Origin of the sequence: Coleofasciculus chthonoplastes PCC 7420 (genome assembly GCF_000155555.1) — a bacterium.
In the GTDB taxonomy this organism is placed as follows: domain Bacteria; phylum Cyanobacteriota; class Cyanobacteriia; order Cyanobacteriales; family Coleofasciculaceae; genus Coleofasciculus; species Coleofasciculus chthonoplastes_A.
The window spans coordinates 360,677-385,738 of record NZ_DS989844.1 but is presented as its reverse complement, the minus strand read 5'-3'; the positions used below and the strand labels follow the sequence as shown (position 1 = coordinate 385,738).

Sequence of the window (25,062 nt, the reverse complement as noted above, 5' to 3'; positions counted from 1 at the left end):
TAGGCGTTAGAGCACTCTTTGTGTTCACTGCAAACAAAGCCCTATTTTAGCTGGGTCATACCAGTCGTGGACTGACACAGCTAAAATTGTGGAATATTGTAGATTGGGTTGACGACTGTTACCCAACAAAAGATAGGGCTGAAGCCCTTACTACAAGCCAAAGATGACAAAATTTAGGTCAGTCCTGATCAATTAACTTAATTGTTTTGCCACACAACGTTCAAGTAATTCCTCAATACCACGAACCACCCAAATTTTAGTTCCTAACTGATGACTCACCTCTGACACGGTCATATCATCTAAAAATCGCGTATCATCATGTTTCAGCATGACTGAAGGCAGTAAAATCCCATCGCCGAAATCTTTTCCTGACAATGACCCAAGCAAATCTTGTCCAGTTAATAACCCCGTAACCGTAATCTCTTGTCCCCAATACTCACTCCGTAGCGCGGCTAGTTTGACCTCCAATCCCTCAACCTTATTCAACTGCTGCACGAGTGGAACAAACGCCGTTTCCACTGCATTACCGACCACCCAGGTTAACTCTCGCGCAGGTTCTACACGAGTTGGTAACATCCGCGTTGCTGCATCTTGAAATTGTTTAATAAACTGGCGAATTGAACCCACACCATTCCCAATTTGGGGATAATCTTCATAATGAGATTCTGACGGTAATTCCTGTTGGGCGATTAAAAACCATTCATCCGCTAACCAAGCAAAGGTAGACCCGAATTGTTGGCGAAATTTTGTTTGTAGCGATTGAACTTGCTGAATCACCTCTGCTGCTTTCTGGCGACTAACAGGGATTAATTCATCCTCTGAGGGACGAAAGCGAGTTAATCCCACAGGAACGACAGCGACTGACGCAACAGCAGGAACTTCATTCTGTTGGAATTGGGCTAAATCTATGAGGGTTCGTTCTAAGTGAATGCCATCATTAATACCAGGACAAACCACAACTTGAGCATGAATTTGTAATCGTCGTTCCTGAAACCATTGTAATTGGTCTAAAATCTGCCCAGCACGAGGATTTTTGAGGAGTCGGCTGCGAACGTCCGGTTCAGTGGCATGGATAGAAACATACAACGGAGATAGACGTAGGCGTTCGATGCGATTCCATTCGCTTTGAGTGAGGTTGGTTAGGGTTAAGTATGAACCATAGAGGAAACTGAGCCGATAGTCGTCGTCTTTGAGATATAAACTCTGTCGTTTTCCGGGAGGTTGTTGGTCAATGAAGCAAAAAGGACAACGATTATTACACTGAATTAAGCCATCAAATAAGGCAGTTTCAAATTCTAGTCCTAAATCCTCGTCATAGTCTTTCTCAATTTCTACAGAATGGGTTTTTCCCGCCGCATCTCGGACTTCTAATTCCAATAGTTCATCAGCACAGAGAAATTGATAGTCGATTAAGTCACGGGGAGGTGTACCATTAATCGAGACAATGGCGTCACCGGGTTCAAACCCCACCTCAGCGGCAATGGAGTTGGGGATTACTTTATTAATTAAAGCTGGACGGATAGAAGTTTCACTCATTGGAAAGGGAACAGGGAACAGGGAACAGGGAACAGGGAACAGGGAATTCAAAATTCTAGTTCTTGAACGCCATTGGGTGTAATTTCATACCCCCATTCTGGATGCTGGGAAATTGCCCGTTCTATTTCGGGTCGAAGAATGGGATCTGCCATGAATTGGGCAATGGTGGTGGGATCAGGTCGTTGACCATAGAGGCGCAGACGGCGCAGGGGTTTCAGTCCGGTGGATGGTCTGGAGGAATGGCAAGACTGTTTCACCAAGTCACACAATCGGCGGTAGTTCTCTTGTCGTTGTTCTGGAGTCTGTCCGGTATCAAAATCAGCCGCCGTGAATACAGGTAATTCGGGGGGATTGGCAATGTTTCGCGGTTTCCAACCGTAGCGTAAGGCTTTGATCAGATAATCATTTGGCTTCTCAAGTAGTCCCTTGGCACAGTACTCAATGAACGCTTGAATCGAGGGTTCTAAGTTGTGGGCATAGTTGTAGATTGTTTCTTTTAGATGTTCATCATTGAGTTGAACCCCTAACTTTTCTAACTTAGCTTTATATTGGAGAATAATATCGACGTGACCTGGATCAAGTTCTAGAAAGTCCATCTGATGATTTTTCGACTAGACGCCCACTTCTAATCATAAAGGTATAGGGAAAACCTGACCCCACCGTGTAGAGACGCGCCATGGCGCGTCTCTACGGGTAGATGATTGGGTCGGTTAGGAATGATGCGTGAGGCGATCGCCTGATTCCACATCAAACCAGTGCATCGTTTTCTCCGGTAGGGTGAGAGTCACCGTATCTTCTTCACCATCCCAGTAGTTATCAGCGGCTAACAACGCCCGAATCGTCTTGCCTTCTGACCCGTCTGAACCCTGCACCCGCACGCTGATCAGTTTTTCTTTACCCATATCTTCGACCAAAAACACGTTACCCTTGATGGTTTGTTCATCTCCTTGCTTAGCAATCCGCACATTTTCGGGACGAACACCCATGATAATTTGGCGCGGTTTTTTCCGCAGGTCGGGCATTTTCAGTTTAAAGTTACCCAGAATGGCATAATTCTCCTGACAGCTAAGGGTTAGCAGGTTCATTTGGGGACTACCCATGAAACTGGCAACAAAACTATTGGCTGGGTAGGTATAAATCTGATAGGGGGTATCAAGCTGTTGCAAGACGCCCTCATACAGCAAGGCAATGCGAGTCGAGAGGGTCATTGCCTCGGTTTGGTCGTGGGTAACATAGACGACGGGCTTGTTTTGGGATTTAAATAGTTGCTTGAGTTCCGCCCGAACTTGTTCTCGCAGTAAGGCATCTAAGTTACTCAAGGGTTCATCTAATAAAAAGACTTCCGGTTCCCGAACTAAGGCGCGGGCAACCGCTACCCGTTGCCGTTGTCCACCGGAGAGTTGACCGGGTTTGCGTTCGAGTAAGGCGCGGTCTAAATCTAGCTTGATAATCACATCATCAATGCGCTTGCGAATTTCATCGCTAGAAGTTTTACGGATTCTCAGCGAGGCGCTGATATTTTCCTCCACCGTCATGTGAGGATAGAGGGCGTAACTCTGGAAAACCATGGCAATATTGCGATCGCCTGGGGGTACACCATTAACTGTTTGTCCACTAATCACTACTCTGCCTTTCGTTGGCGTCTCCAATCCAGCAATTAATCGCAGCAATGTGGATTTACCACAGCCAGAGGGTCCAATAAATGTCATGAACTCGCCATCTTCGACATCTAGGCTAATGTCTTTAATCGGTACCGTTTTTGGATTGTATTCTTTGCGTAGATTCTGGAGTTCGAGTTTTGCCATGATTTTTACCTATTGAGTTTTGAATGGGAACCTGTCAAGAAATGGTAAAAGGTGACCCGAGTTGATTGAATGGACACCGTTGTTAATTGATGCAAGCGGGTCGCCCCTACAATCTCATCCTTTAACTGCCCCAGCAGTGATGCCCTGCACAATACGACGCTGGAAGAATAGCACTAACAGAATCAGGGGTATCGTTCCCGCTACTGTCGCTGCCGCGATCGGACCATAAGGAATTTCAAATACAGAAGTTCCCCCAATTTGAGCCACGGCTACAGGAATGGTTTTCATTTCATCTCGCGTAATAAAGGTTAAAGCAAAGATAAACTCATTCCAAGCAAAAATAAACGTTAGAATTCCCGTCGTTACCAGAGCAGGAATTGTCATCGGCAGGACAATTTTTAACAGCATTTGTACGGTGTTATACCCATCAACCTGGGCAGAATCTTCTAGATCCTTAGGCAGTTGTTGAAAGAAACTCCGCAGCACCAAAATAGTCAGGGGTAAATTAATTCCGGTATAGGGAACAATTAAAGCCATATAGTTATTCCCCAAGCCTAAAAGTTTCACCACCTCTAGCAGTCCCAGAAACAGTAGCACGTAGGGAAAGAGACTGACAATAAGAACGCAGCCTAAAACAATCCGCTCTCCCGGAATTCGTAACCGTGCTAAGGCATAAGCAGCGGGCGCTCCGGCGATTAAACACAAGAAGGTGGAGGTTAATGAAACAATGGCACTATTCAGGATATAACGAAAAAAGGGATACCGCTCAAATAGCTGCGTGTAGTGATTCCAAGTCAGTTGATCAGGCGAAGGAAAATAGACATTCGGAATTGTCGAAATCGCCTCATTGATCTTGAACGAGGTCAAAACTTGCCAAAGGGCTGGTGCTAGGCAAAAGATTAGCGTTAATACAACCCCAACCCAGAGCAGAATTTGCTTGGTATTGATTTTTGATTTGTTTTTGGATGATGATTGTTGAGCGATTGCCATGATTAATCTATTGGTCTCCTAAAACATTAATCCGGGTTTTTGAGAGCAAAAAGCCCACAATTGCCACGGCGAGAATTAGCAAGAGGAAGGTGACGACAACCAACGCTGCACCGTAACCAAAGTCCAAATAGCGTCTCACCGTGTCGTAAATGTAGAGTGAAATCATTTCCGTCGCATTCGCTGGACCGCCCCCTGTCATCACCAGTACCAGGTCAAAAATTCCGAACGCTTGAGCAAATCGGAATAACAGAGCAATCAAGATTTGCGGGGTCAGTAGGGGTAATGTAATTTGTACAAAACTTTGGACGGGAGTCGCCCCATCAATTGCATGGGCTTCATAAAGATCCTTAGAAATGGATTGCAATCCTGCCAACAAAATAATCGCGAAAAATGGTGTTGTTTTCCAAACATCAGCAGCAATTAATGCGATCATTGCCGGAATTGGTTCACCTAACCAAGTAATCGGCTCAACGGCGGGCAATAATCGCAAAATATCATTGGCAACGCCAAACTGGTCATTAAAAATCCACGCCCAGGCTAACCCCATGACAGCGGTGGGTAATGCCCAAGGAATCAGGGCGGCAGTGCGAACTAAACCTCGCCCAAAAAAGGCTTGATTTAGCACCAAAGCAATTGCCATTCCCAACACTAATTCCAGGGCAATCGAGGACAGAGTAAACACCGTTGTGTGCCACATACTTTGCCAGAAGCGTCCATCACCGACAAGCCGTGCATAATTGGCAAAGCCAGCAAATTCTGGCTGTAACTCAGTGCCGAGATTTTGATTGAATAAACTTAACCAAAATGCTCGTCCAATGGGATAGGCAAACACCATGAGCAAGATAAGTATGGCAAGTAGGGTGAGTAACCAACCCGTTCTTATCTCTCGTTGCCGAATTGAAGCTTGTTTCATCGTAATTTTATCGACTTACAACGTGCCGTTCAACTAACGGCTGAACCTTAATCTCCTAAAAGTCTTCGCGTTTCTTGGGCGGCTCGATTCATCGCTTTTTCTGGCGTCATTGTTTGTGTAATCGCCGCACTGAGATAACGCTGTAAAATATCTGAGGCTTGAGCGTATTGGGCGATAGGAGGACGCAGAACAGCCTTTTCCAGGACTTCTAGCATTTGGGGAAAGTAACTATATTTAGCCACCAGTTCAGAATCGGTATACAGTGATTTGAGTGCTGGTGCATAACCTGTTGCTAGACTAAATCGTTTTTGGACATCCGGACGGTTAAAGAATTCAATCACTTTCCAGGCTTCGTCAGGGTGTTGCGTGGATTGAGAAATGCCCAATCCCCATCCGCCTTGGCAAGCACCACTACTATCGGCTGGTTGGTGTACCATCGGCTTAATCGCAAATTGACCCGCAATCTCTGAGTCTGCGGCTAATGGGTAAACGTAGGGCCAATTTCGCAAGAAAATAGCTTCACCATTTTGGAATAAGCGGCGGGTTTCTTCTTCAGCATAAGTGGTGACGCCGGGAGGAGAAACCTCTTTTTCAATGGTATTCAGTAAAAATTCGACCGCTTGGATAGCTTCTGGCTGATCTAGTCCAACTTCTAGTGTGTCTGGATTCACCCAAAAGGCACCAAATCCTTCCAGGATTTCCACAAACATGGCAGATAAACCTTCGTATTGCTTTCCTTGCCATAAATATCCCCATTCAACTCCTGTTTGTTGTTGCAAGGCTTGAGAAATTTGCATGAGTTCGGCAAAGGTTTCGGGGGGTTCGTATCCACCCTGCTTTAATAAATCAGTACGGTAATAGAGCATACCCCCATCGGAACGCAAGGGCATCCGATACAGTTCACCGTTATAGCGTCCTCCCTCTACATCCCCTTGCATAAACTTCGATAATTGGTCTTGGGAAACTCGGTCAGATAGAGGCATTAACCATCCGGCTGCGGCAAATTTTGGGACCCAAACAATGTCTAGATAAACGAGATCGTAAGGTGAATCACCGAGTAAGAACGCCGAGGTATAAAGGTCTTCTACCAGGTTAGTTTCGTTAGGTCCTTCCAGGATTTCTAGATTGATATTGGGATTTTGTTCTTCAAATTCATCGACAAATTCTTGCCACTGAGCGGCTTCTAGGGCGCTCATCAATACTTGAACCGTGACGGGTTGTTGCGTCAAGGCGGGGAGAATGAGAAATTGAATCGTGGCAATTGTGGCAATCAGTAAGATGAAAAAACGAGGGATTTTTTTGATTCTGAAGATGCCTCGTTTGAGTTTGCCCAATTGCTGACTAATGTTCATTGGATGCTCTGACAATTCAATAAGGTTCAATGCACTACTGTGCGATGACAATGACAGGCTGTCTCACACAGGATTGCTGATAAGCTTCAGCCTCATTCTAGCTAACGCTTATCAAGCCCTTAACCTCATTACTTGATTTCATGAGATGTTATAGCAGTAGACACATCGATTAGGACTTTCGGCACCATTGTAGAGACGCGCCATGGCGCGTCTCTACATAAATGATGTGTCCTAACCGCTATGGCGGTTGCTATACTTTAGGTTAGGGGTAGATGTAAAGAAATGAAACTTAACTTTATTTAAGTTAACATTTCCTGGAGGACAATCAGACAAAATCGGCTAGGTCAATCGATTGACGGGTGTAAAAGGATACTTGTAACATATTTTTGAACATAATTCATACCTCGATAGTTGGTTGACATTTTACCAAAAGAGTTATAGGAAGGTCATTTGTCATACTCGCCCAAGCGAGAAGCCAGCTACGTCATTCGTCATTCGCCATACTCACAGAGATTGATGATTATGCCCCATTAGAGGGTGCATTATGGGGAGTGACTGAAACTCAGCATTAAACCAAAGTGGCATTGCTAAAATTCAATGGAATAAGTGACGATGCTTTTTTAGAATTTTACCTAATAAATTAGCCTAGCCAAAGCTTTGGGGGAAATGACTGATTTTTTCCTATATTTCCCCAGTTGACCTTAATTAATCCGATTTTTTAGCCGACTCGACTGGCGATCGCATGAGACAGGATTGACCCAACCCCGATGATCCAAGGATATACACTGGGACAATAACCCCTTTCCGACAAGCAGATGATCAAGCGGCTTTGGCAATGGCTAGTGCGGCTGATTTGGCGAATCGTACCGCCTTTCCTGAAACCCAAACAATACAGGCGACGGCAAAAACGCCTGAGTGATGCAGATTATCATCAGTTATTTCGGCAATTGGTGATTGGGGTGAATCAGGGATGGAATCGGGAACAGATCCTGCAACATTTAGGATATCAGAGTAGCGATCGCGCTTTTAAGGTGTGGCTGTATGAGTATGGACAGCAGTTGCGCCAATTACCCGAGGCGGATCATCAGTTCGCTTGGCAATTATTGCAGATGAGTGGTGTCGGCTGTGGAGAATTAGGGGAAATTGCGGCAGAAATTGGCAAGGATTTATTGGCGAAATCGGCGGGGAAAGGGGAAGCTTATCGGGAAGAAACGGGAGACACAGATCACAGCGAAACAGGCGAAAGTGATGCCGCCGAAACCTGGTTCAATCAAGGGAAACAGCAACTCGCCGACCAAGATTTTCTCGGTGCGATCGCGTCTTTTGACGCAGCGATTCAACACCAACCCGATTACGCCGAAGCCTGGAATAATCGGGGGTTGGCTTTGGGGAAGTTGGGAGATGATCAAAGTGCGATCACCTCTTATGAGAAAGCGATTCAACTTAAACCCGATTATCAATTAGCCTGGTACAACTGGGGTGTAGCGATGGATAAATTAAGAGAAAAAGAAAGCGCTATATCACCGATTGAATCGTCTCCAGATATCAAAGGGATGCGTGATATTGATGTGAATTAAAACCCCTCTCCCCCAGCCCCTCTCCCACTCCGGGGAGAGGGGAGCAAGAGGTATGTAAGAGGAAGTAGTTTAGAGACTTATCATAGTATATTGAACAGTCTGGTTCCCCTTCTCCCTCGATGGGAGAAGGGGTTAGGGGATGAGGGTGACAAGTTCGAGAGACCCAATTAATCAATTATCAATTATCAATTATTAATTGTCCATTGATAAAATAACGATATACACTAAAATAATACCCCCTTTTCGACAAGCCAATGGTGAAGCGGTTTTGGCGGTGGCTAATCCGGCTAATTCAGCCGATATTACCCCCCTTCCTCAAACAGAAACGACACAGGCGGGTGAAACGTCAACGCCTCAGTGATACAGACTATCAGCAGCTATTTGGACAACTGCTAACTGGGGTGAGTCAGGGATGGAACTCAGAAGAGGTATTCCAACATTTAGGACATCGGAATGACCGCTATTTTAAGGCGTGGCTGCGAGAGTATGGGAAGCGGTTACGGAAATTGCCAGAGGCGGATCATCAGTTGGCGTCGCAGTTGGTGCGATTGAGTCGGGTAGGGTGTGGGGAATTGGGGGAAATCGCCGCAGAGATTGGCAGGGAGTTGTTAATGAAACCTGCGGGAAAAGGGGAGGAAGTGGTGGCGGTGGAAGAAAGGAAGAGGGTATCGGCTGAGACATCGCTTTCAGATTCGATTAGTTCTATTGAAAATAGCGATAGTGAGCAGGCAGAAGTGTGGTTTAATCGAGGGAATCAGCAATTTGATGCAGGGGATTTTCTCGGTGCGATCGCCAATTATGACAAAGCCCTTCAATTCAAACCTGATAACCACTATGCTTGGTTCATGCGGGGTGTGGCGCTGGCTGATTTAGGTAAATATGAAGAGGCGATCGCCAATTATGACAAAGCCCTTCAAATCCAACCTGATTTCCACCAAGCTTGGTACAACCGGGGTGTGGCGCTGGCTGATTTAGGAGAATATGAAGAGGCGATCGCCAATTATGACAAAGCCCTTCAAATCCAACCTGATTTCCACCAAGCTTGGTACAACCGGGGTGTGGCGCTGGCTGATTTAGGAGAATATGAAGAGGCGATCGCCAATTATGACAAAGCCCTTCAAATCCAACCTGATAAGCACGAAGCTTGGTACAACCGGGGTGTGGCGCTGGGTAATTTAGGTAAATATGAAGAAGCGATCGCCAATTATGACAAAGCCCTTCAAATCCAACCTGATTTCCACCAAGCTTGGTTCATGCGGGGTGTGGCGCTGGCTGATTTAGGAGAATATGAAGAGGCGATCGCCAATTATGACAAAGCCCTTCAATTCAAACCTGATTTCCACTATGCTTGGAACAACCGGGGTGTGGCGCTGGCTGATTTAGGAAAATATGAAGAAGCGATCGCATCTTTTGACAAAGCCCTTCAAATCAAACCTGATTTACACCAAGCTTGGCTAAACCGAGGGATTGCTGTTGGAGAATCCCGACACTATAATCCCGAAGCGGCGACTTCTTTACAGTTCCAATTTCCCAATACCTCCCCAATCTTGCCCAATCCTGCTCTCACTCAACGCGGTTATCAAGGAGAGTTGTTATCGTATCAGGAAGGCTTAAAGCATTGTCTCCAAGACACCCACCCCGAAGGTTGGGGACAATTGCATCAAGCCATAGGAAACGCCCACTATAAGGAAGGAAAATACCAGCGCAATTACCGCGACTCTTGGGATAAAGCCGTAACCGAATATCACCAAGCCTTGATTACCCTAACCCCAGACGCCTATCCTGAACTGCATTTAGAGGTTCTCCAAGACTTAATTCGCGTCTTATTGGGCTTAAACCAACACACAGAAGCCAAGGAATGGCGCAACCAAGGCTTAAAGGTATTCCAAACCCTATTAAATAGTCAAAAATCCACATTCCAGAAACGCCAACTCCTGGCTAAATTACTCCCCTTCTCCCAAATGCGGGTTGATGATTTAGTCGAAGAGGGTGAACCTACCTTGGCATTAGAAGCTGCCGAGATGAATAAGAATCTCTATCTCACCTGGATACTTGACGCCCGAAATGAAACCACGCTTAGTCCTAATTATCGCCAGATTCAATCTCTCACCAATCCCACAACCGCGATTGTTTATTGGCATCTGAGTCCAAATGCTCTGACGACGTTTATTATTAAACACAATAGCGAAAATCCGATTATTATTGATGCGCCTCTCTCCGCGTCGGGGGAAGTCAGGGGGATTAAACTCTTAGAGGATTGGATTAAAACCTGGGATGAATATTATCAATATTATCGTAAGAATCCCGCCCAGCCCCCCGACTATAAAAAAGCGAAGCAAGAATTGGGGCAATCTTGGCAGGATAATTTACCTAATTTACTGGAAGAATTACAGCATATCCTGAATATTCCTGCTATTTTAACTCAACTGAATTCCGAATCCATAACCAATCCCAGCATTCACATTCAAAATCTAATTCTGATTCCCCATCGCGACTTACACCGCTTTCCTATTCATGCATTATTTCCCGATACCTTCACGATTACCTATCTCCCCAGCGCCCAAATTGGACTCCATTTAAATAACCGTGGAGAGATACAACCTATTTTGCCCCTACAGGTAGACTATCCGCCTCACAAAGACTGTGAACTCTGAAGGGGTGACAAGCAGCTCAAAAGCTTGACAGGAAAAGCGTTTCACCCCTCTTCCCCTCAAAAAGAATGTAAGTTATTGACAGGCTTATTGAGAATGAATACGTGAATGAGAATGATAATCATCTAGGTGACTCACAGCGAGTCTGTTGGTTATTTTTAATCCTTAAATGTTCCCCCAAAGCAGCACCCAGCAAGGGTCACAGGGTTTTGGTGTCGGCGTGCGATACGTCAGAGCAGTCAAGAAAGGACATTTCCTGTACCCATTCTCTATCAAAGTAGGAGAAAACATCTGCAAAGGTTTTTAGTTCTTCCCAATCTTAGTTTACCCTTAATCTGGTTTCCGATAATTAAATATATATTAAGAACTCAAATTCCTCTGGGAAGTCGTGTTATTCTAGCTATAGATAGAACTCAATGGGACAGCAATAACTTATTAATGGTTGCTGTGATTTGGAAAAAACGTTCCTTCCCTGTATATTGGCAATTTTTGGATAAGGCGGGTAGTAGCAATATCTCCGAACAAATAGCAGTTATTCGTCCGGTCTTAAAATTGCTTTCCCGTTATCAAGTTGTTCTCATCGGAGATCGAGAATTCCGCCGCGTTGAACTCGCTTACTGGTTGAAAAAAAAGAAGGTATTTTTTGCCTTGCGGATCAAGCAGGATACTTATATCCGCCAATCGGAAGGAAACTATCAACAGCTAAGTGAGTTGGGTTTAACTCCGGGGATGAAGTTATTTCATTCGGGAGTTAATTATACAAAGAAGAAGGGGTTTGGTCGTTTTAATTTAGCCGCTTATTGGAAACGAAAGTATCGAGGTTCTTATGAAAAACAGGGCTGGTTCATTCTAACCAATTTAAGTAGTATTGATGAAGTGATTCAGGTTTATCAATCTCGCAGTGGTATAGAATCATTGTTCAAAGATTGTAAGACGGGTGGCTATAACTTAGAAGGAACTAAGGGCCAGCATAGAACGTTTAAATCGTTTAGTCTTGTTAATTGCCATGGCTTATACTATCGCTTCTTTAAAAGGTGACAAAACTCGTTGTTCACAAGTCTGAAACTGACTGAGATGTTGTTTGTTGGGTGGAAACTATCTGGCTTTCCTGGGGACAATGATGAATTAAAATAATCCTAACGCCTTACAGATAATTTGACAATTCACTTCCTTCGATTTTGATTCAAGTACATTTGCGTAAAATATACGCAAATCAATTTTTGGTCTGAAAAAGACAACCAAGATACTCAGAAAAGTAGGTGATTATCATTCTCATTCATTTATTCATTCTCAATAAACCTGTCAATAAGTTACATTCTTTTTGAGGGGAAGAGGGGTGAAATGCTTTGCCTGCCAAGCTTTTGAGCTGCTTGTCACCCCTTCAGCCCTAACCTTTTTAATCAACCTTTTCCATATTAATAACAGGCATTCTGAGATAGGTGGTTGTACGCTGTTTGCGGACAATATCGGCAACAACTCGCTCGACTTGCTCTACTGTCAAATCAAGCGCTTGGGCGATTTTGTCATTGCTAACTCCCTGTTCATACCCGAACCAGATGGTATCCAGAATATCAAAGGGTAGACGGAAGAAAAACTCTTCTTGTGAACTTCCCCCCGGATAGGTATCTGATGTCGGTGTGCGTTGTTGAATGTCTTCTGGTACATCTAAGTAACGAGCAAGCTGGTAAACTTGTGTCTTGAACAAATGGGCAATCGGACTAACATCAATTCCGCCATCTCCGTACTTGACAAAAAAGCCTAAGAGATGTTCATTTTTATTCGGTGTACCGATAACCGCATAATTATTTAATTCGGCGTGATAGTAGAGCATCGCCATGCGCGATCGCTGTTTAAAATTAGACGCGGCGACAATCTGATAATATTCTTGGGGCGGTAAGCGTTTGGTGAACTCCTCACCCTCTGGATTGGTTACGGTTAGGGAAAAGATATTCAGGGTTTCTTTTTCTAGCAAGTTTCCCGGTAAGGCAATTTTAGCTTGCCAACTTTCTCCGAATTGTGGGAACAACCGTTTTATTGCGTCGTTGCGGCGGCGGTAACAGCCAAACCCATCCAAGACTCCGGAAATGTCTTCGGTAATAGTTTGAACGCCGTAGTGATCAGCGACTAACTGTGCCAGTGTAGCGCTCTCTGGGCTAGATTCGCCCTCCGGTAGCAGCAAGGCGACAACACGTTCGGAACCAAAGGCTTTGGCACATAAACCTAGCACCACCGATGAGTCAATCCCCCCACTGATTCCCAACACCGCCCCACGACGGCGTAGCGTTTGATGAACACTCTGGCGTAACTGTTCGACAATGCGTTCCGTCTCTTTGGCTGCATCTAGGTTAAGGGAGTGCTTATTGAAGCCAATTCCATCGATTTTAACTGAATTGTTCATGATAGATTCTCCTGAATTGTCATTTGTCAGTTATAGCAGTAGACTCATCGATTAGGACTTTTTGAACTGTTGTAGAGACTCTTCCGCCGGAACGTCTTTACCAGAGTTCTCCACAGTTAACTTTAATTGTGTCCACCTACTTATAGTTAGTGAATCTGCTCCACTGTGCGATCAATAACCTTAACTCGGTCTGAAGTCGTCAATGAAGATAACCGAGAGTTGAATGTTTTAACGAACTGTTGATCAACCAACTGCGTGGATAAAACGCCCGCGATCGCCATATCATCCACTTCACCCAAGGTGGCTCCACTTTGGGCTTTGCGAACCAGTTGATTGACGGCTAAGGGATTAAATAAACCACTAGCGCGTACAGCATCTTCCGATAACAACTCCAATACATAATCCGGTGTATCCTGGTGAAAGAAACTGCGGTGAATCGGGGCGCGGTAGGGACGCTTACGGCGCTGCCAAATATCGGGGGGAAGTAATTTGCGGCTTAATTGTCGCAGCAGCCATTTCTCAGTTAAGCCGCGCAGCTTCACATTAGAGGGGAGGCGATCGCAAAATTCCACAACTCGATAATCTAGAAAGGGGAAACGCCCTTCTACTGAATTCGCCATCGCCATGCGATCGCCTTGAGAGGATAGCAAATAGGGTGACATAAAGCTAACAATTTCCAGGTATTGGGCTTGGGCTAAAGGAGACCAACTGGAAAAATTGCTCTGGAGGGGAACCAATTTCTCTGCCCACTCTAGCAGTCCAACCTCCGGTTTAGACACCAGCAAACGCTGGAGACGAGCCGTATTTGACCAACGGATAATATGGGAATAGAATGGCGATTCAGTATCGGTGAGATTCTTTTTAAAGAACGCCTGCACAAAGGCTTCGCTGCTACGACTCAAGCGGGAAATTTCCGGATACAGTCGTTTCAATAATAACGGTCGCCATTGGGAATCCGGCTGTTTTGCCCAGAATCGACGTATCGCCATTTCTTTGAAAATGTCATAGCCACCGAGAAATTCATCAGCGCCCTCACCTGTCAGCACCACCTTTAAATGAGAATCCCGTACCAACCGAGACAGCATAAACATGGGTGCGGGTGCGGTGCGTAATGTGGGAGTTTCCGTATGCCAGATTACCTCTGGAAACAGGCGGCTAATATCGGTATGGGTACAATAAACGACCCGATGGTTAGTACCCAAAATATCTGCCATGCGCCGTTGGAACTCACTCTCATCAAACTCTGGATCTGAAAAAGCGATAGAAAAGGTTTCTAAGGAGTTCTGGGCGTATTGACGGATAATCGCGGTGGTTGTCGAAGAATCCAACCCCCCACTCAGGTAAGCACCAACGGGTACATCAGCCCGTAGTCGGATCAGGGTGGAGTCAATCAGCAGTTGCTCAAACTCATCCAGATAATCTTGGGGAGTACGCTGGGATGCTTCTGGGGTAAAGTCTAGTTCCCAGTAACGTTGGATGTTTAACTGTCCATCCTGAACCTGCAGATAATGACCCGGGGAGAGGCTATAAATGTCCTGGAAAATGGTGTGCGGTGTCAACACCGTCCAAAACGTGAACACCTGCGTCAATGCGGCGGGATCAATTGCAGCACAAACCCTGGGATGCGCCAGAATGGTCTTGATTTCGGAACCAAAGATTAACTGACCCTGGCACAGAGTATAAAACAACGGGCGAATCCCCAAGCGATCGCGTGCCAAAAATAGGCTACGCTGACGAGTATCCCAGATCGCGATCGCAAACTGACCATTGAGATAATTCAAGCAATCGACACCATATTCTTCATACAGATGCAGGATCACCTCCGTGTCACAATTGGTAGTAAAGCGATGACCAAGCGCTTCTAATTGGGGGCGCAGTTCCACATAGTTAAAGATTTCACCGTTGAAGACAATCCACAGTGTTTCATCTTCGTTACAAATCGGTTGCTGTCCACCGCTTAAATCAATAATACTGAGACGAGCGTTCCCCAAATTAACCCACTCGTCCCGGTAAATCCCAAATTCATCGGGACCGCGATGACGAATCATGGCTAACATCTGCGGCAAAACCGTCTCCGGAATCGGCTGAGGTTCCTGCAAGTTGAGAACACCGACAATACCACACATAACTTACTCCTTTTGTTTGTAGTAAGCGCTTTAGCGCTTTTGCCACTTTGTGTAAGTTCTGTAAATAGTCTTCAAACCCTGACAAAGGACAAAGGACAAATGACCAATGACAAAGGACTTATCACTTCAAATCAGTCTTTTTGATTTTGCCAGACGAAGTTTTAGGCAATTGACCACAAAACTCCACCAACTTCGGCACCATGAAATCTTCCAAATGGGCGCGGCAATGCCGTAAGATATCGGCTGGGGTCAGTTCATCGCCCTCCTGTACGACAAACGCCTTGACCACCTGCCCCAATACCGGGTCAGTCACGCCAATCACCGCCGCTTCCCGAACGCCGGAAAGACCATACAGCACGTTCTCCACCTCTTTCGGTGCCACCTTCTCACCCCGGCTTTTGATCATGTCATCTTGCCTGGAGACAAAATACAGAAACCCCTCTTCATCCTGGCGAAATAGGTCTCCCGTATAGCACAGCCGCTCCCCTGGCATCAATCCAGGGCGGAAACGGGCAGCACTTGCCTCGGGGTTCTCCCAGTAACCGCGCATGACATGGCGCCCCCGCACCACCAACTCACCCACTTGACCCGAACCTAACCGCACTCCCTGTTCATTTTCAATCCACACTTCGGTGCCAGGAATAGCGATACCCACAGAATCGGGACGTTTGTCTAGTTGCTCTGGGGGCAGATAGAGGGTCCGTTTGGTTTCAGTTAAACCGTACATGGAGAACAGTGTCGCCCAGGGAAACTTCGCCCGAATTTGGAGAATGTGGGAGGGAGGCAAGGCGGCAGCGGTGTTGGTCAAATAACGTAAACTGGATAAATCATAGGCACTCAAATCCATTTTCAGCAGCATGGCATAAATCGTCGGGACGCCAGGGAAGCCAGTAACCCGCTCTTGCTCCATGCGTTTAAGAATGGCGGCTGGATAGGTAAATCCTTTTTCCAGCACCAGAGTACCGCCGAACTTAAACACCATCAACAGTTGGTACAGTCCGTAATCGAAGGATAAGGGCAACAAGCCAATAACACTATCACTCTCAACATTGCCCAGGTATTCGATAATCGAACTGGCAGCAAAGACAACATTGCTGTGGTCTGACATGACGCCTTTGGGGTCGCCCGTGCTACCGGAGGTGTAAATTAGGCAGGCTAGGTCTAGATCAATATTGACTTTTTGAGGTCTTTGTGATAAGCATTCGGACTGGATGGCGGTAAAGCTCAGGACATTGCCTGTACTCGTCTCCGGGATTGGGGACGTGAGGATGAGGGTGGTGAGGGAGGGGACTTGTTGGGTGAGCTGTTGAGCTAAATCAGCTTGTCGCCCACTGGTGAGCAGAACTCTAGCTTGACAATTGTTTAAGATATAGGCGCACTTATCGGACTTCGTGCTGGGGTTAAGTGGGACAAAAACGCCACCAGCTTTGAGAACAGCAAAAATCGCGATCGCCAATTCTAGGCAGTTTGGTAGAAATAATACGACGCGATCGCCCCTTTGTAAACCCTCTGCCAAGAGTGCATTTGCCAAGCGGTTTGCCTGTGCCTCAACTTCGGCATAGGTTAGGCGTTGCCCATCGCCAATCAACGCCACCTTATCCGGTAATCGGTCAGCGCTAGACTCCATAAATTCCTGTACCAACATGACAAATAATTCCCTCAATCACGAACCAACAGGGACTGTTTTTGTCGGGCAAATTCAGCTAGATTGCTGACTGAATCAAAGTTTTCCGGGACAATCTCGACATCTTCAACGTTAATACTCAAGGTTTCTTCGAGAAACAATACCAATTCCATCACGTTCATCGAGTCGATGATACCGTTTTCCAGTAAGGAAGCGTCATCGGGATAAGGATAGCCGTTGCTACTGAACAGGATATTTTCGGAAATATGTTGGCGTAGCATTGCTTCAATGGATTGCATAATTCAACCTCAATGTTTTAGGAATCAATTTTTTTTATGACTACTTACTGGACTGACAATCTAGAAACCCTTGTCATTCTTTGATGCTTGATCGATACAAGCTTGGAGCTTTTCCGCTAAACTCTGGACATCCGGTTCATCTAACATATTGCCGTGAGTGGTTGGACAGATAAAGCGTTTCGCACCTTGTGTTGCCAGGGTTTTGAAATTCCAATAGCGCCACATCCGCTGGCGATTTTTACTTAAAAACAACATGATTTGACCGGAATACACCTGGGGTTTATAGTTGCGAATCGCTTTTTTTTGAGCCTGCAACACAGTTTGTAATCGGCGAACATGGGGGTCGTCCGACAGGTCATCCGACAACTGGACAATCTTTTGGGTAATTTTGCTCTGGCTAGTTTTATGACGCAATACACCCAACAGTTTACCGGCACGCCAGTGGCAAATTAAGCGACCAATGTAATAGAGTAAGGTTTTTTTGGTCGGCTCTGGCTTTTCAAAGGCGTTCTGAAAGGCTTGGTAGGTGGGATCGAGCATAGCTAACAGTGCAACCTGTTTCCCTTGGGCTTGCAATTGTTGTGCCATTTCAAATGCCACCACAGTTCCTAATCCGCACCGCCCCCCTAACATATACGGACCATCAAAACCAAGGGTTTGTATTTCTTGAATGTAGTGAGCAGCAATCTCCTCTATAGTTTCGTGAATAACTTGGTTCGCCTCTAAACCTTGGGCTTGCAAACCGTAAACCGGTTGGTTTGAACCCAAACAACGAGTTAACGGGACATATTGCAAAGCTGTGCTGGCTCCGGGTGCGACTAGGAATAAGGGGAGATTAGAACCGCTGGATTTTAGGGGAATCAGGGAAGATGAAGGAGGTGTCCATCCTTCTTGGCGTAGAAGATTCGCTAATTGTTCAATGGTGGACGCTTGCAGGAGAGTGGCTAAGGGCAAATCTTGGTTAAATGTTGTCTGGATGTTAGCAAATAAACGTACCGCTAACAGTGAATGCCCTCCGAGTTCAAAGAAGTTATCCGTTACACCAATCGACTGGATACCTAAAATGTCTTGCCAAATATGCAGGAGTTTTAATTCTAATAAATCTCGTGGTTCTACATACTCAATTGAATGATCTGTTGGGTCAGATAGTTGTTTGGGGTTAGAGGATTGGGTGTCAGAGGTGATCTGGTTTAGGCTGAGTGGTTGATTGGATTTGGCTTTGCCCAAGAGCTGTAGGAGCGATGAAAGCTGAATATCTGGATGGGTAACTAAGTGTTCCAGTAAAGTCTGGAAATCCTCCAACATCTGAGTTATGGTCGTCGCCTGGAATAGGTCTGTTTTGTATTGCCATCCTCCCGTTAATTTTCCTAATTTTTCTTGCAGGGAAAGCGACAAATCAAAGTTGGCGATTTCCCGGTCTACATACAAGGAGTTCACTGTCAATCCATCAAGGTTTAATGACGGATTGGGAGTATTGTGCAAGACAAACATACCTCGCGTCAGCGGTGTGTGAACTAAATGGGGGAGTTCTGCGACCTTTTGTAACGGTATATCTTGGTGGGCAAACGCTTCTGAGGAAACGTGACTGACTTGATGCAACAGTTCTCGAAAACTGGGGTTTGTTGATAAGTCAGTCCGGAGTGCCACTATATTATTGAAGTAGCCAATTAACCCTTTTGATTCAACTTGATGACGACCGACGACAGGCGAACAGATTACCACATCTTCTTGCTTTGTATATAAGTAGAGCAAGGTTTTAAATAGGGTTAACAAGGTGACAAACAGAGAAACACCTTCCTGATAACTCAATTTCTTGAGCGCCTGGGTTAAGTTTTGTGATAACTCAAAGGGTTGATAAGCACCTTGGTAACTTGGCACCGGTGGAGGTGGGTAATCCGTGGGTAATTCTAGAGCCGAAATTCCACTGAGCTGATTCTGCCAGTAGTCAAGCTGAGAGGAGAACACTTCGCCCTGTAACCATTGTTGTTGGGTGTGGGCATAGTCGGCATACTGAACTGGAAGTTCAGAAAGTGGCGAGGGTTTTGCCTGGGAAAAAGAATCGTAAAGCACGCCGAGTTCCCGCAGGAATACTCGGTCAGACCAACCATCAAAGATGATATGGTGTATGGTTCGCACCAGTATGTGTTCTTGTTCAGTTAGACGCAAAAGTTTTATCCGCCACAAAGGGCTTTTTGTCAAGTCAAACGGTTGCTTGGCATCTTCGGCAGCGAGTCTTTGAGCTTGCGTTTTCCTTTGTTCTAGAGGCAGTTCTTGTAAGTCTATAATTGGCACAGTCCAATCGATATCTGGACAAATCGCTTGGATGGGTTGCCCATCTACGGTTGGAAACGTAGTTCGCAGGATTTCATGGCGTCGAATAATTTCTCTTAAACTCATCTGTAGGGCGACTACATTGAGTTCACCTTGAAGATGCAAACAATGCAAGATGTTATGTACAGATGTATCGGGCTGCAACTGTTCCAGAGACCAGAGTCGTTCTTGGTTGAAGGAAAGAGGTAAGTTTTGGTTGCGTGAAACAGGCTGAATAGCAGGAGCCTGATGCTTTAACCTAACGTTGGTTCTCAGGGAAAGCCAAAAATCAGACGGAGTTTTGTCGGCTGGAGGCTGACTTGAAGAGTTAAGACGGGATTTTTCGTCAACAGTGTATTTCATTATTCCACCCTGATTAAACTCTGATAAAAGTCTTTGTTTTACACCTTACTCTTAGTCAATCAAAAATGTTAGTGCCTTTACAATATCTTGTTAAAAGTACAGATATATTCTCATAAAAATATTTTATTAAGATAGAATATTGTCTAGCTTAAAATTAACAATAATTAGCACAAACTGTCTCTGATACGTAGAAATGATCCAAAATGTATAGAAGCAATAAAAATAATGAATTAATGTTTACGATTAATACTTCTAGCTACTCAAAGGATGCCCAAATAAACAGAAAAGCATAAAAAAATATAATCGGCTCTGCCCAAATCAGTCTCAAGTCGTTCTTCATGAAAGCTTCATAATCGGTTGGCTCTGATGTGATGCCGTTCTCAGAACTTAAGCTTGTCGGATACCCTGAGAAAGGTATTGTTGAACTGTTTGTTACCTAATGTCACCAACTACAGCGAACCAAGGTGTTCCTGACGCACGAAGCGAAGCTATCCTGAAGGGAATCGCGAATCCGTCTAACCTTTTAGACGTGGCGGAGGCTTACTTGCGCCAAATCGTTGCACCTCGCGCCTCAGAGATCGATCAGGATACCGACGCATTACGCACCGCACTCAAAGGATTAGGCGATCGCAATTTGCTAGCGCTGAAGGTTCCCCAAGATTGGGGAGGTGCTGAGGTTAATCCTGTCACCTTCTCTCACTTCCAACAACACGTCTCTCGCTATTCCGGTGCGTTGGCTTTTCTGCAAACTCAGCATCAGAGTGCGGGTGGATTTTTGGCAAAGAGTGACAATGAAGCCTTAAAGCAGCAGTATCTTCCCCGCATGGGGAGAGGTGAGGCGTTAGTGGGCGTGGGTTTCTCCCAACTGCGACGCACCGGGAATCCTCCAGTCAAGGCGACGCCTGTGGATGGAGGCTATCAGATTAGCGGGAATGTCCCTTGGGTTACAGGTTTTGGCTTGTTTGAGGATTTTGTGATTGGGGCGACATTACCCGATGGTCGGGAACTCTATGGTATTGTACCCTTTACGTCTACGGAGCAAGGGGTTGGGAGTGCGATCGCGTTTAGTGAACCGATGGTGTTAGCGGCGATGAATTCAACGAATACGGTGTCTGCTAGTCTAACGAATTGGTTTTTATCTCACGAGTCTGTTTTATTCCTCAGAAAAGCCGGGGCGATTCATGAAACAGATCGAAAAAATGTATTAAATCACGGTTTTTTTGCCCTAGGTTGTGCTAAAGCTGGATTAGATATTATTGCCGCCGCTTATCAACGCAAGCAATTAGGATTTATTCAAAACGCTTTTAATGCTCTCACCGCCGAAGTCTGCGACTGTGAAGCCGCAATGATCGCCGCATTATCAGCAAATTCTGCTGACACCGAGGATGGGGGAGATAGAGAAGATAGGGGAGATGAGGGCGGGTTTAGAAACATCCGGGTGACAACAAATGATAATAGTGAAACCCGCCCCTACATGGGGAAAAAACGTCCCCAATCCCTACAGCTAAGGGCGTGGGCAATTAACCTAGCAGGGCGGTGTACCAATGCGGCGGTAACTGTCTCCAGTGGCGCTGCTAATCTTCAATCCCACGCCGCCCAACGTGTCTATCGCGAAGCTGTGGTATTTACTGTTTCTGGACAAACCACGGCGGTAATGGAAGCAACCTTGGCGTGTCTGGGAGCAGGGGGAGCGGGGGGAGCGGGGGAAGCAGGGGGAGCAGGGGGAGCAGGGGGAGCAGGGGCAGCAGGGGGAGCAGGGGGAGTCATGTTTCAGACGTGATCACAGAAGCGTCTGTATGTAGGGGCGGGTTTAGGGATTAACTTTACATCGACACCGATAACTTTTCTACAAAACCCGCCCTTAATCGTTTGCATCTTATTCCAATGGTAAGGGTTGGGGGGTTAACGCACTGGTAGACCTAATCCTCGATTCTTATGTCAAACTAGATAAGTTCCAAAATTCAGTCCAAGGGACTCATCCTCAGGTTGAGGCAAGATCAGAATAGCTGTCTATAGTTCTGGGAACGTTCAGACACGAGATTAACGTGATTGAAGTCGAAGTCCATTCCTCTCTACGTGCCTTTCTGCGAGAGCAAGGTCAACCCAACTGGCCCCACCATTTAACCATGGCGCGGCTGGTAGCGCGGGCTTTGCGCTTGGGGCGTTCTGCATTAATTCAAACGGGAAGTCCCCAAGAACCCTATCGTCTGAGTTACTTGGCACCTGCTTTAATCTGGCAGGAACCCGTGATTATTGTTGCGCCTGTGTTAGTCCAAACCTGGCTGCTACAGGTCGAAATTCCCAGCTTGCAAGAATGGATGGGTACAAATAAGGCGATTCACGTTGGTGACAGGTTCCCAGATGAGCATTTTCAAGGACTGCTGATTACCACTCCCGAAGCATGGTTGGCAGACCGTTTGGGAGACAAAAGGGCGTTTCCTCAAGGTATTCCCACCCTCATTGACCAAGCGGACGATTTAGACGACTGGGTGCGCGATCAACTCAAGAGTACGATTCAGCCTCAACATTGGCATGACCTGATGTTAGCCCATCCGCAAAAGTCAGATTGGATTCGGGATCGGCGGGTGCGGCTAACCAAACGCTTATTTGAGCGTCCAGCCAATCCTTATGATTGCTATCTGATAGAATCGGGCGAACAAGCTGTCATCCAGGAGTTGTTTGAGGTCTTACAATCGGCAAATAGTGGGGAGTCTGCCTATCTGCCACCCGCCTGGAAACAGTTTTGGCGATGCTGGCAATCATCCAATCAGTTTACATGGGCAGCGATTCAGCGATCGCAGGGTCAATTTTCCCTGTATTGTGAACCCACAGAAGTAGCAACATCCCTTAGCCGCATCTGGTCAGAACAACCGGTGGTCTTAATTGGCGGGGCGCTAGATTTAGATGCAGCAGCGTCGGTTTACCGTCAACAACTGGGTTTAGGAGAGTTAACCTGCTTAAAATTCTCGCCTGACCGCCACAGCAAACTGATTCAGCTTTATTTACCCGATAGGCTACCGATGCCGAATACGCCCCGCTTCCGAAATGCCTTATTTCAACAAGTGCGAACGCTTTTAGGGGCAAGTCATCAGGTGAAAACACCGATCGTCATCTTAGTCGGGGATGTCCCTCTGAAAAGTCAGTTAGGGGCAGTTTTAGCCGCTGAATTTGGGTCGCGAGTCCAGGTGGAAAAGACCCAGCTAGAGGAAAATGGTATTCTAGTTTGCGGTTGGGAATTCTGGCGCTCTCAGCAACAGTTTTTACCCTCTCCCCAACTGTTAATTATTGCCACGTTACCCCTACCCTCCCTAGAATACCCTTGGGTTGCAGGTCAAGTGGCGTACTACAAACAGCGACGGTTAGACTGGTTTCGCTTATATCTATTACCTGCGGCGTTGCGAGAATTACAACGGGCAGTTGCGCCAGTGCGAGACTCTCAAGGGATTGTTGCCTTATTAGACAATCGGGTTAACCATCGCAGTTACGGCACTCAAGTGTTGTCGGCGTTGAGTCCCTTTGCCCAAATTAATTATGTGGATGAAGGTTGGTTTGAATGACATCCTTCTCAACTAACCCTCAACGGTTAGAGTTGGGATATTCGCGCCGAATTCGATCAAAGATTCACATTATGTCTTGAAAAGATGACCCCTTTTCTGTAATGCTTAAAATTTTAGGATAATAGCTGTGGCTTTTAAAATTGGTTTATTGGGACTGGGAACAGTTGGTACGGGAACAGCAAAAATTTTACAAGACCCCACGGGTCGAAATCCCCTGCTGCAAACGATTGACATTCATCGAGTCGGCGTGCGATCGCTCGATAAACCGCGATCAGTGAAAGTGCCGTCTGAAGTGATGACGACGGACTTGGAGTCAATTGTCACTGACCCAGAGATTGATATTATCGTGGAATTACTAGGGGGACTAGAACCCGCGCGATCGCTAATCCTCAACGCCATTTCCCACGGAAAGCATATCGTCACCGCCAATAAAGCCGTTATCGCCCGCTATGGGGCAGAAATCTTTACCGCCGCCGAAGAGAAAGGCGTCTATGTTCTCTTAGAAGCGGCGGTGGGTGGCGGTATCCCGGTGATTCAACCCCTAAAACAGTCTTTAGGCGTCAATCAAATTCACAGCATTACCGGAATTGTCAACGGCACCACCAACTACATTCTCACCCGGATGGAAAGCGAGGGCGGAGAATTTGCCGATATTCTGGCAGATGCCCAAAAATTAGGCTATGCCGAAGCTGATCCCACCGCCGATGTTGAAGGGTTAGACGCCGCTGATAAAATTGCCATCCTCGCCTCCTTAGCCTTTGCCGGACGGATTAAGTTAGAAGACGTTCACTGTGAAGGGATTCGCCAAGTCAGCGCCGCCGATATCGCCTACGCCCAGAACTTAGGGTTTGTGATTAAACTCCTGGCGGTAGCCAAGCGAGAGGCGAGGGTTGCCACCAGTGAACCCGAATCAGAAATGCTACAGATTAGAGTACATCCAACTCTGGTTCCTCAAGCCCATCCCCTGGCGAGTATTCATGGGGTTTACAATGCGATTCTGGTGGAAGGAGAACCCTTGGGACAAGTGATGTTCTTCGGTCCCGGTGCTGGTTCAGGTCCCACGGCGAGTGCGGTGGTATCGGATATTCTGAATATTGCAGCGGTGTTGAAAACGGCGGGAGAAACCCATCACCTGCATCCTTTATTAAGTTGTGTTCATCAACACTATTGCAGCATCGCCCCAATTTCAGAATTAGTCACTCGATTTTATGCCCGAATTATGACCAAAGATAGACCGAGTGTGATTGGTCATCTGGGTATTAGTTTTGGTAATCATGGGGTGAGTTTAGAGTCAGTCGTACAAATTGGCTTCCAGAACGAGTTAGCTGAAATTGTGGTTGTCACCCATGATGTTCGGGAAGGAAACTTCCGCAAAGCATTAGCCGAAATTCAGGCGTTAGAAGCGGTTGATAGTATTCCTAGTATTTTGAGAGTGCTGTAGTGCATCAGCCGTGAAAATACTGGGAAAGCTGGGGAAGCTGGGGGAGTAACTATACATTGTCTCTGATAGCGGTGCAATGGTTTGAAGTTTCAGAAAATATGATATCGGGAGATAAACCCG

17 protein-coding genes are annotated in these 25,062 nt (G+C 46.1%); 6 read left to right on the top strand and 11 right to left on the bottom strand.

All coding sequences use genetic code 11. From position 1 onward, the window contains the following. Positions 1 to 192: 192 nt before the first annotated feature. From MC7420_RS07335 to MC7420_RS07310, 6 genes are all read right to left on the bottom strand, one after another. Complete coding sequence (locus MC7420_RS07335; protein WP_044205720.1) at positions 193 to 1,536, bottom strand: TIGR03279 family radical SAM protein; 1,344 nt, start codon at positions 1,534 to 1,536, stop codon at positions 193 to 195. Positions 1,537 to 1,583: 47 nt separating this feature from the next. After that, entirely contained in the window at positions 1,584 to 2,132 is a 549-nt protein-coding gene (locus MC7420_RS07330) for a hypothetical protein (protein WP_006099588.1), read from the bottom strand. Positions 2,133 to 2,246: 114 nt separating this feature from the next. Next, on the bottom strand, positions 2,247 to 3,341 hold the full coding sequence (locus MC7420_RS07325) for an ABC transporter ATP-binding protein (protein ID WP_006099593.1): 1,095 nt from the start codon (positions 3,339 to 3,341) through the stop codon (positions 2,247 to 2,249). Between the two features lie 114 nt (positions 3,342 to 3,455). Then, positions 3,456 to 4,331 carry a carbohydrate ABC transporter permease gene (locus MC7420_RS07320; RefSeq protein ID WP_006099575.1) on the bottom strand — a complete coding sequence of 292 codons (876 nt, stop codon included), beginning with the start codon at positions 4,329 to 4,331 and terminating at the stop codon, positions 3,456 to 3,458. A 7-nt stretch (positions 4,332 to 4,338) separates the two neighbouring features. Next, on the bottom strand, positions 4,339 to 5,244 hold the full coding sequence (locus tag MC7420_RS07315; RefSeq protein ID WP_006099194.1) for a carbohydrate ABC transporter permease: 906 nt from the start codon (positions 5,242 to 5,244) through the stop codon (positions 4,339 to 4,341). Between the two features lie 47 nt (positions 5,245 to 5,291). Beyond that, positions 5,292 to 6,596: an ABC transporter substrate-binding protein gene (locus tag MC7420_RS07310; protein ID WP_006099336.1), complete on the bottom strand. Its 1,305-nt coding sequence runs from the start codon at positions 6,594 to 6,596 to the stop codon at positions 5,292 to 5,294. Positions 6,597 to 7,411: 815 nt separating this feature from the next. Here MC7420_RS07310 and MC7420_RS07305 point away from each other — a divergent pair. From MC7420_RS07305 to MC7420_RS07295, 3 genes are all read left to right on the top strand, one after another. Further along, a complete protein-coding gene (locus MC7420_RS07305) occupies positions 7,412 to 8,173 on the top strand; it encodes a tetratricopeptide repeat protein (protein ID WP_006099372.1) in 762 nt (253 codons plus the stop codon). 254 nt (positions 8,174 to 8,427) lie between these two features. After that, complete coding sequence (locus tag MC7420_RS07300; protein ID WP_006099405.1) at positions 8,428 to 10,827, top strand: tetratricopeptide repeat protein; 2,400 nt, start codon at positions 8,428 to 8,430, stop codon at positions 10,825 to 10,827. Positions 10,828 to 11,049: 222 nt separating this feature from the next. Then, positions 11,050 to 11,862, top strand: a complete 813-nt coding sequence (locus MC7420_RS07295; protein ID WP_157453077.1) for an IS4 family transposase — start codon at positions 11,050 to 11,052, stop codon at positions 11,860 to 11,862. 358 nt (positions 11,863 to 12,220) lie between these two features. Here the strand turns inward: MC7420_RS07295 and nadE are convergent, their stop codons facing one another. From nadE to MC7420_RS07270, 5 genes are all read right to left on the bottom strand, one after another. After that, a complete protein-coding gene (gene nadE, locus MC7420_RS07290) occupies positions 12,221 to 13,222 on the bottom strand; it encodes an NAD(+) synthase (protein WP_006099361.1) in 1,002 nt (333 codons plus the stop codon). A gap of 146 nt (positions 13,223 to 13,368) precedes the next feature. Next, positions 13,369 to 15,348: an asparagine synthase (glutamine-hydrolyzing) gene (asnB, locus tag MC7420_RS07285; RefSeq protein ID WP_006099526.1), complete on the bottom strand. Its 1,980-nt coding sequence runs from the start codon at positions 15,346 to 15,348 to the stop codon at positions 13,369 to 13,371. A 121-nt stretch (positions 15,349 to 15,469) separates the two neighbouring features. Continuing rightward, positions 15,470 to 16,993: a class I adenylate-forming enzyme family protein gene (locus MC7420_RS07280; protein WP_006099562.1), complete on the bottom strand. Its 1,524-nt coding sequence runs from the start codon at positions 16,991 to 16,993 to the stop codon at positions 15,470 to 15,472. Positions 16,994 to 17,007: 14 nt separating this feature from the next. Continuing rightward, the gene (locus tag MC7420_RS07275) at positions 17,008 to 17,271 is read right to left on the bottom strand and encodes an acyl carrier protein (RefSeq protein ID WP_006099262.1); all 264 of its coding nucleotides are present in this window, start codon (positions 17,269 to 17,271) and stop codon (positions 17,008 to 17,010) included. Between the two features lie 60 nt (positions 17,272 to 17,331). Then, positions 17,332 to 19,944, bottom strand: a complete 2,613-nt coding sequence (locus tag MC7420_RS07270) for a condensation domain-containing protein (RefSeq protein WP_006099403.1) — start codon at positions 19,942 to 19,944, stop codon at positions 17,332 to 17,334. Positions 19,945 to 20,383: 439 nt separating this feature from the next. Here MC7420_RS07270 and MC7420_RS37870 point away from each other — a divergent pair, with 439 nt between their 5' ends. The 3 genes from MC7420_RS37870 (at position 20,384) to MC7420_RS07255 (ending at position 24,942) form a co-directional block, all read left to right on the top strand. Continuing rightward, on the top strand, positions 20,384 to 21,724 hold the full coding sequence (locus tag MC7420_RS37870; RefSeq protein ID WP_006099415.1) for an acyl-CoA dehydrogenase family protein: 1,341 nt from the start codon (positions 20,384 to 20,386) through the stop codon (positions 21,722 to 21,724). A gap of 265 nt (positions 21,725 to 21,989) precedes the next feature. Then, complete coding sequence (locus tag MC7420_RS07260) at positions 21,990 to 23,501, top strand: helicase C-terminal domain-containing protein (protein WP_006099504.1); 1,512 nt, start codon at positions 21,990 to 21,992, stop codon at positions 23,499 to 23,501. 127 nt (positions 23,502 to 23,628) lie between these two features. Beyond that, a complete protein-coding gene (locus MC7420_RS07255) occupies positions 23,629 to 24,942 on the top strand; it encodes a homoserine dehydrogenase (protein WP_006099292.1) in 1,314 nt (437 codons plus the stop codon). The last annotated feature ends 120 nt before the right edge of the window (positions 24,943 to 25,062 follow it).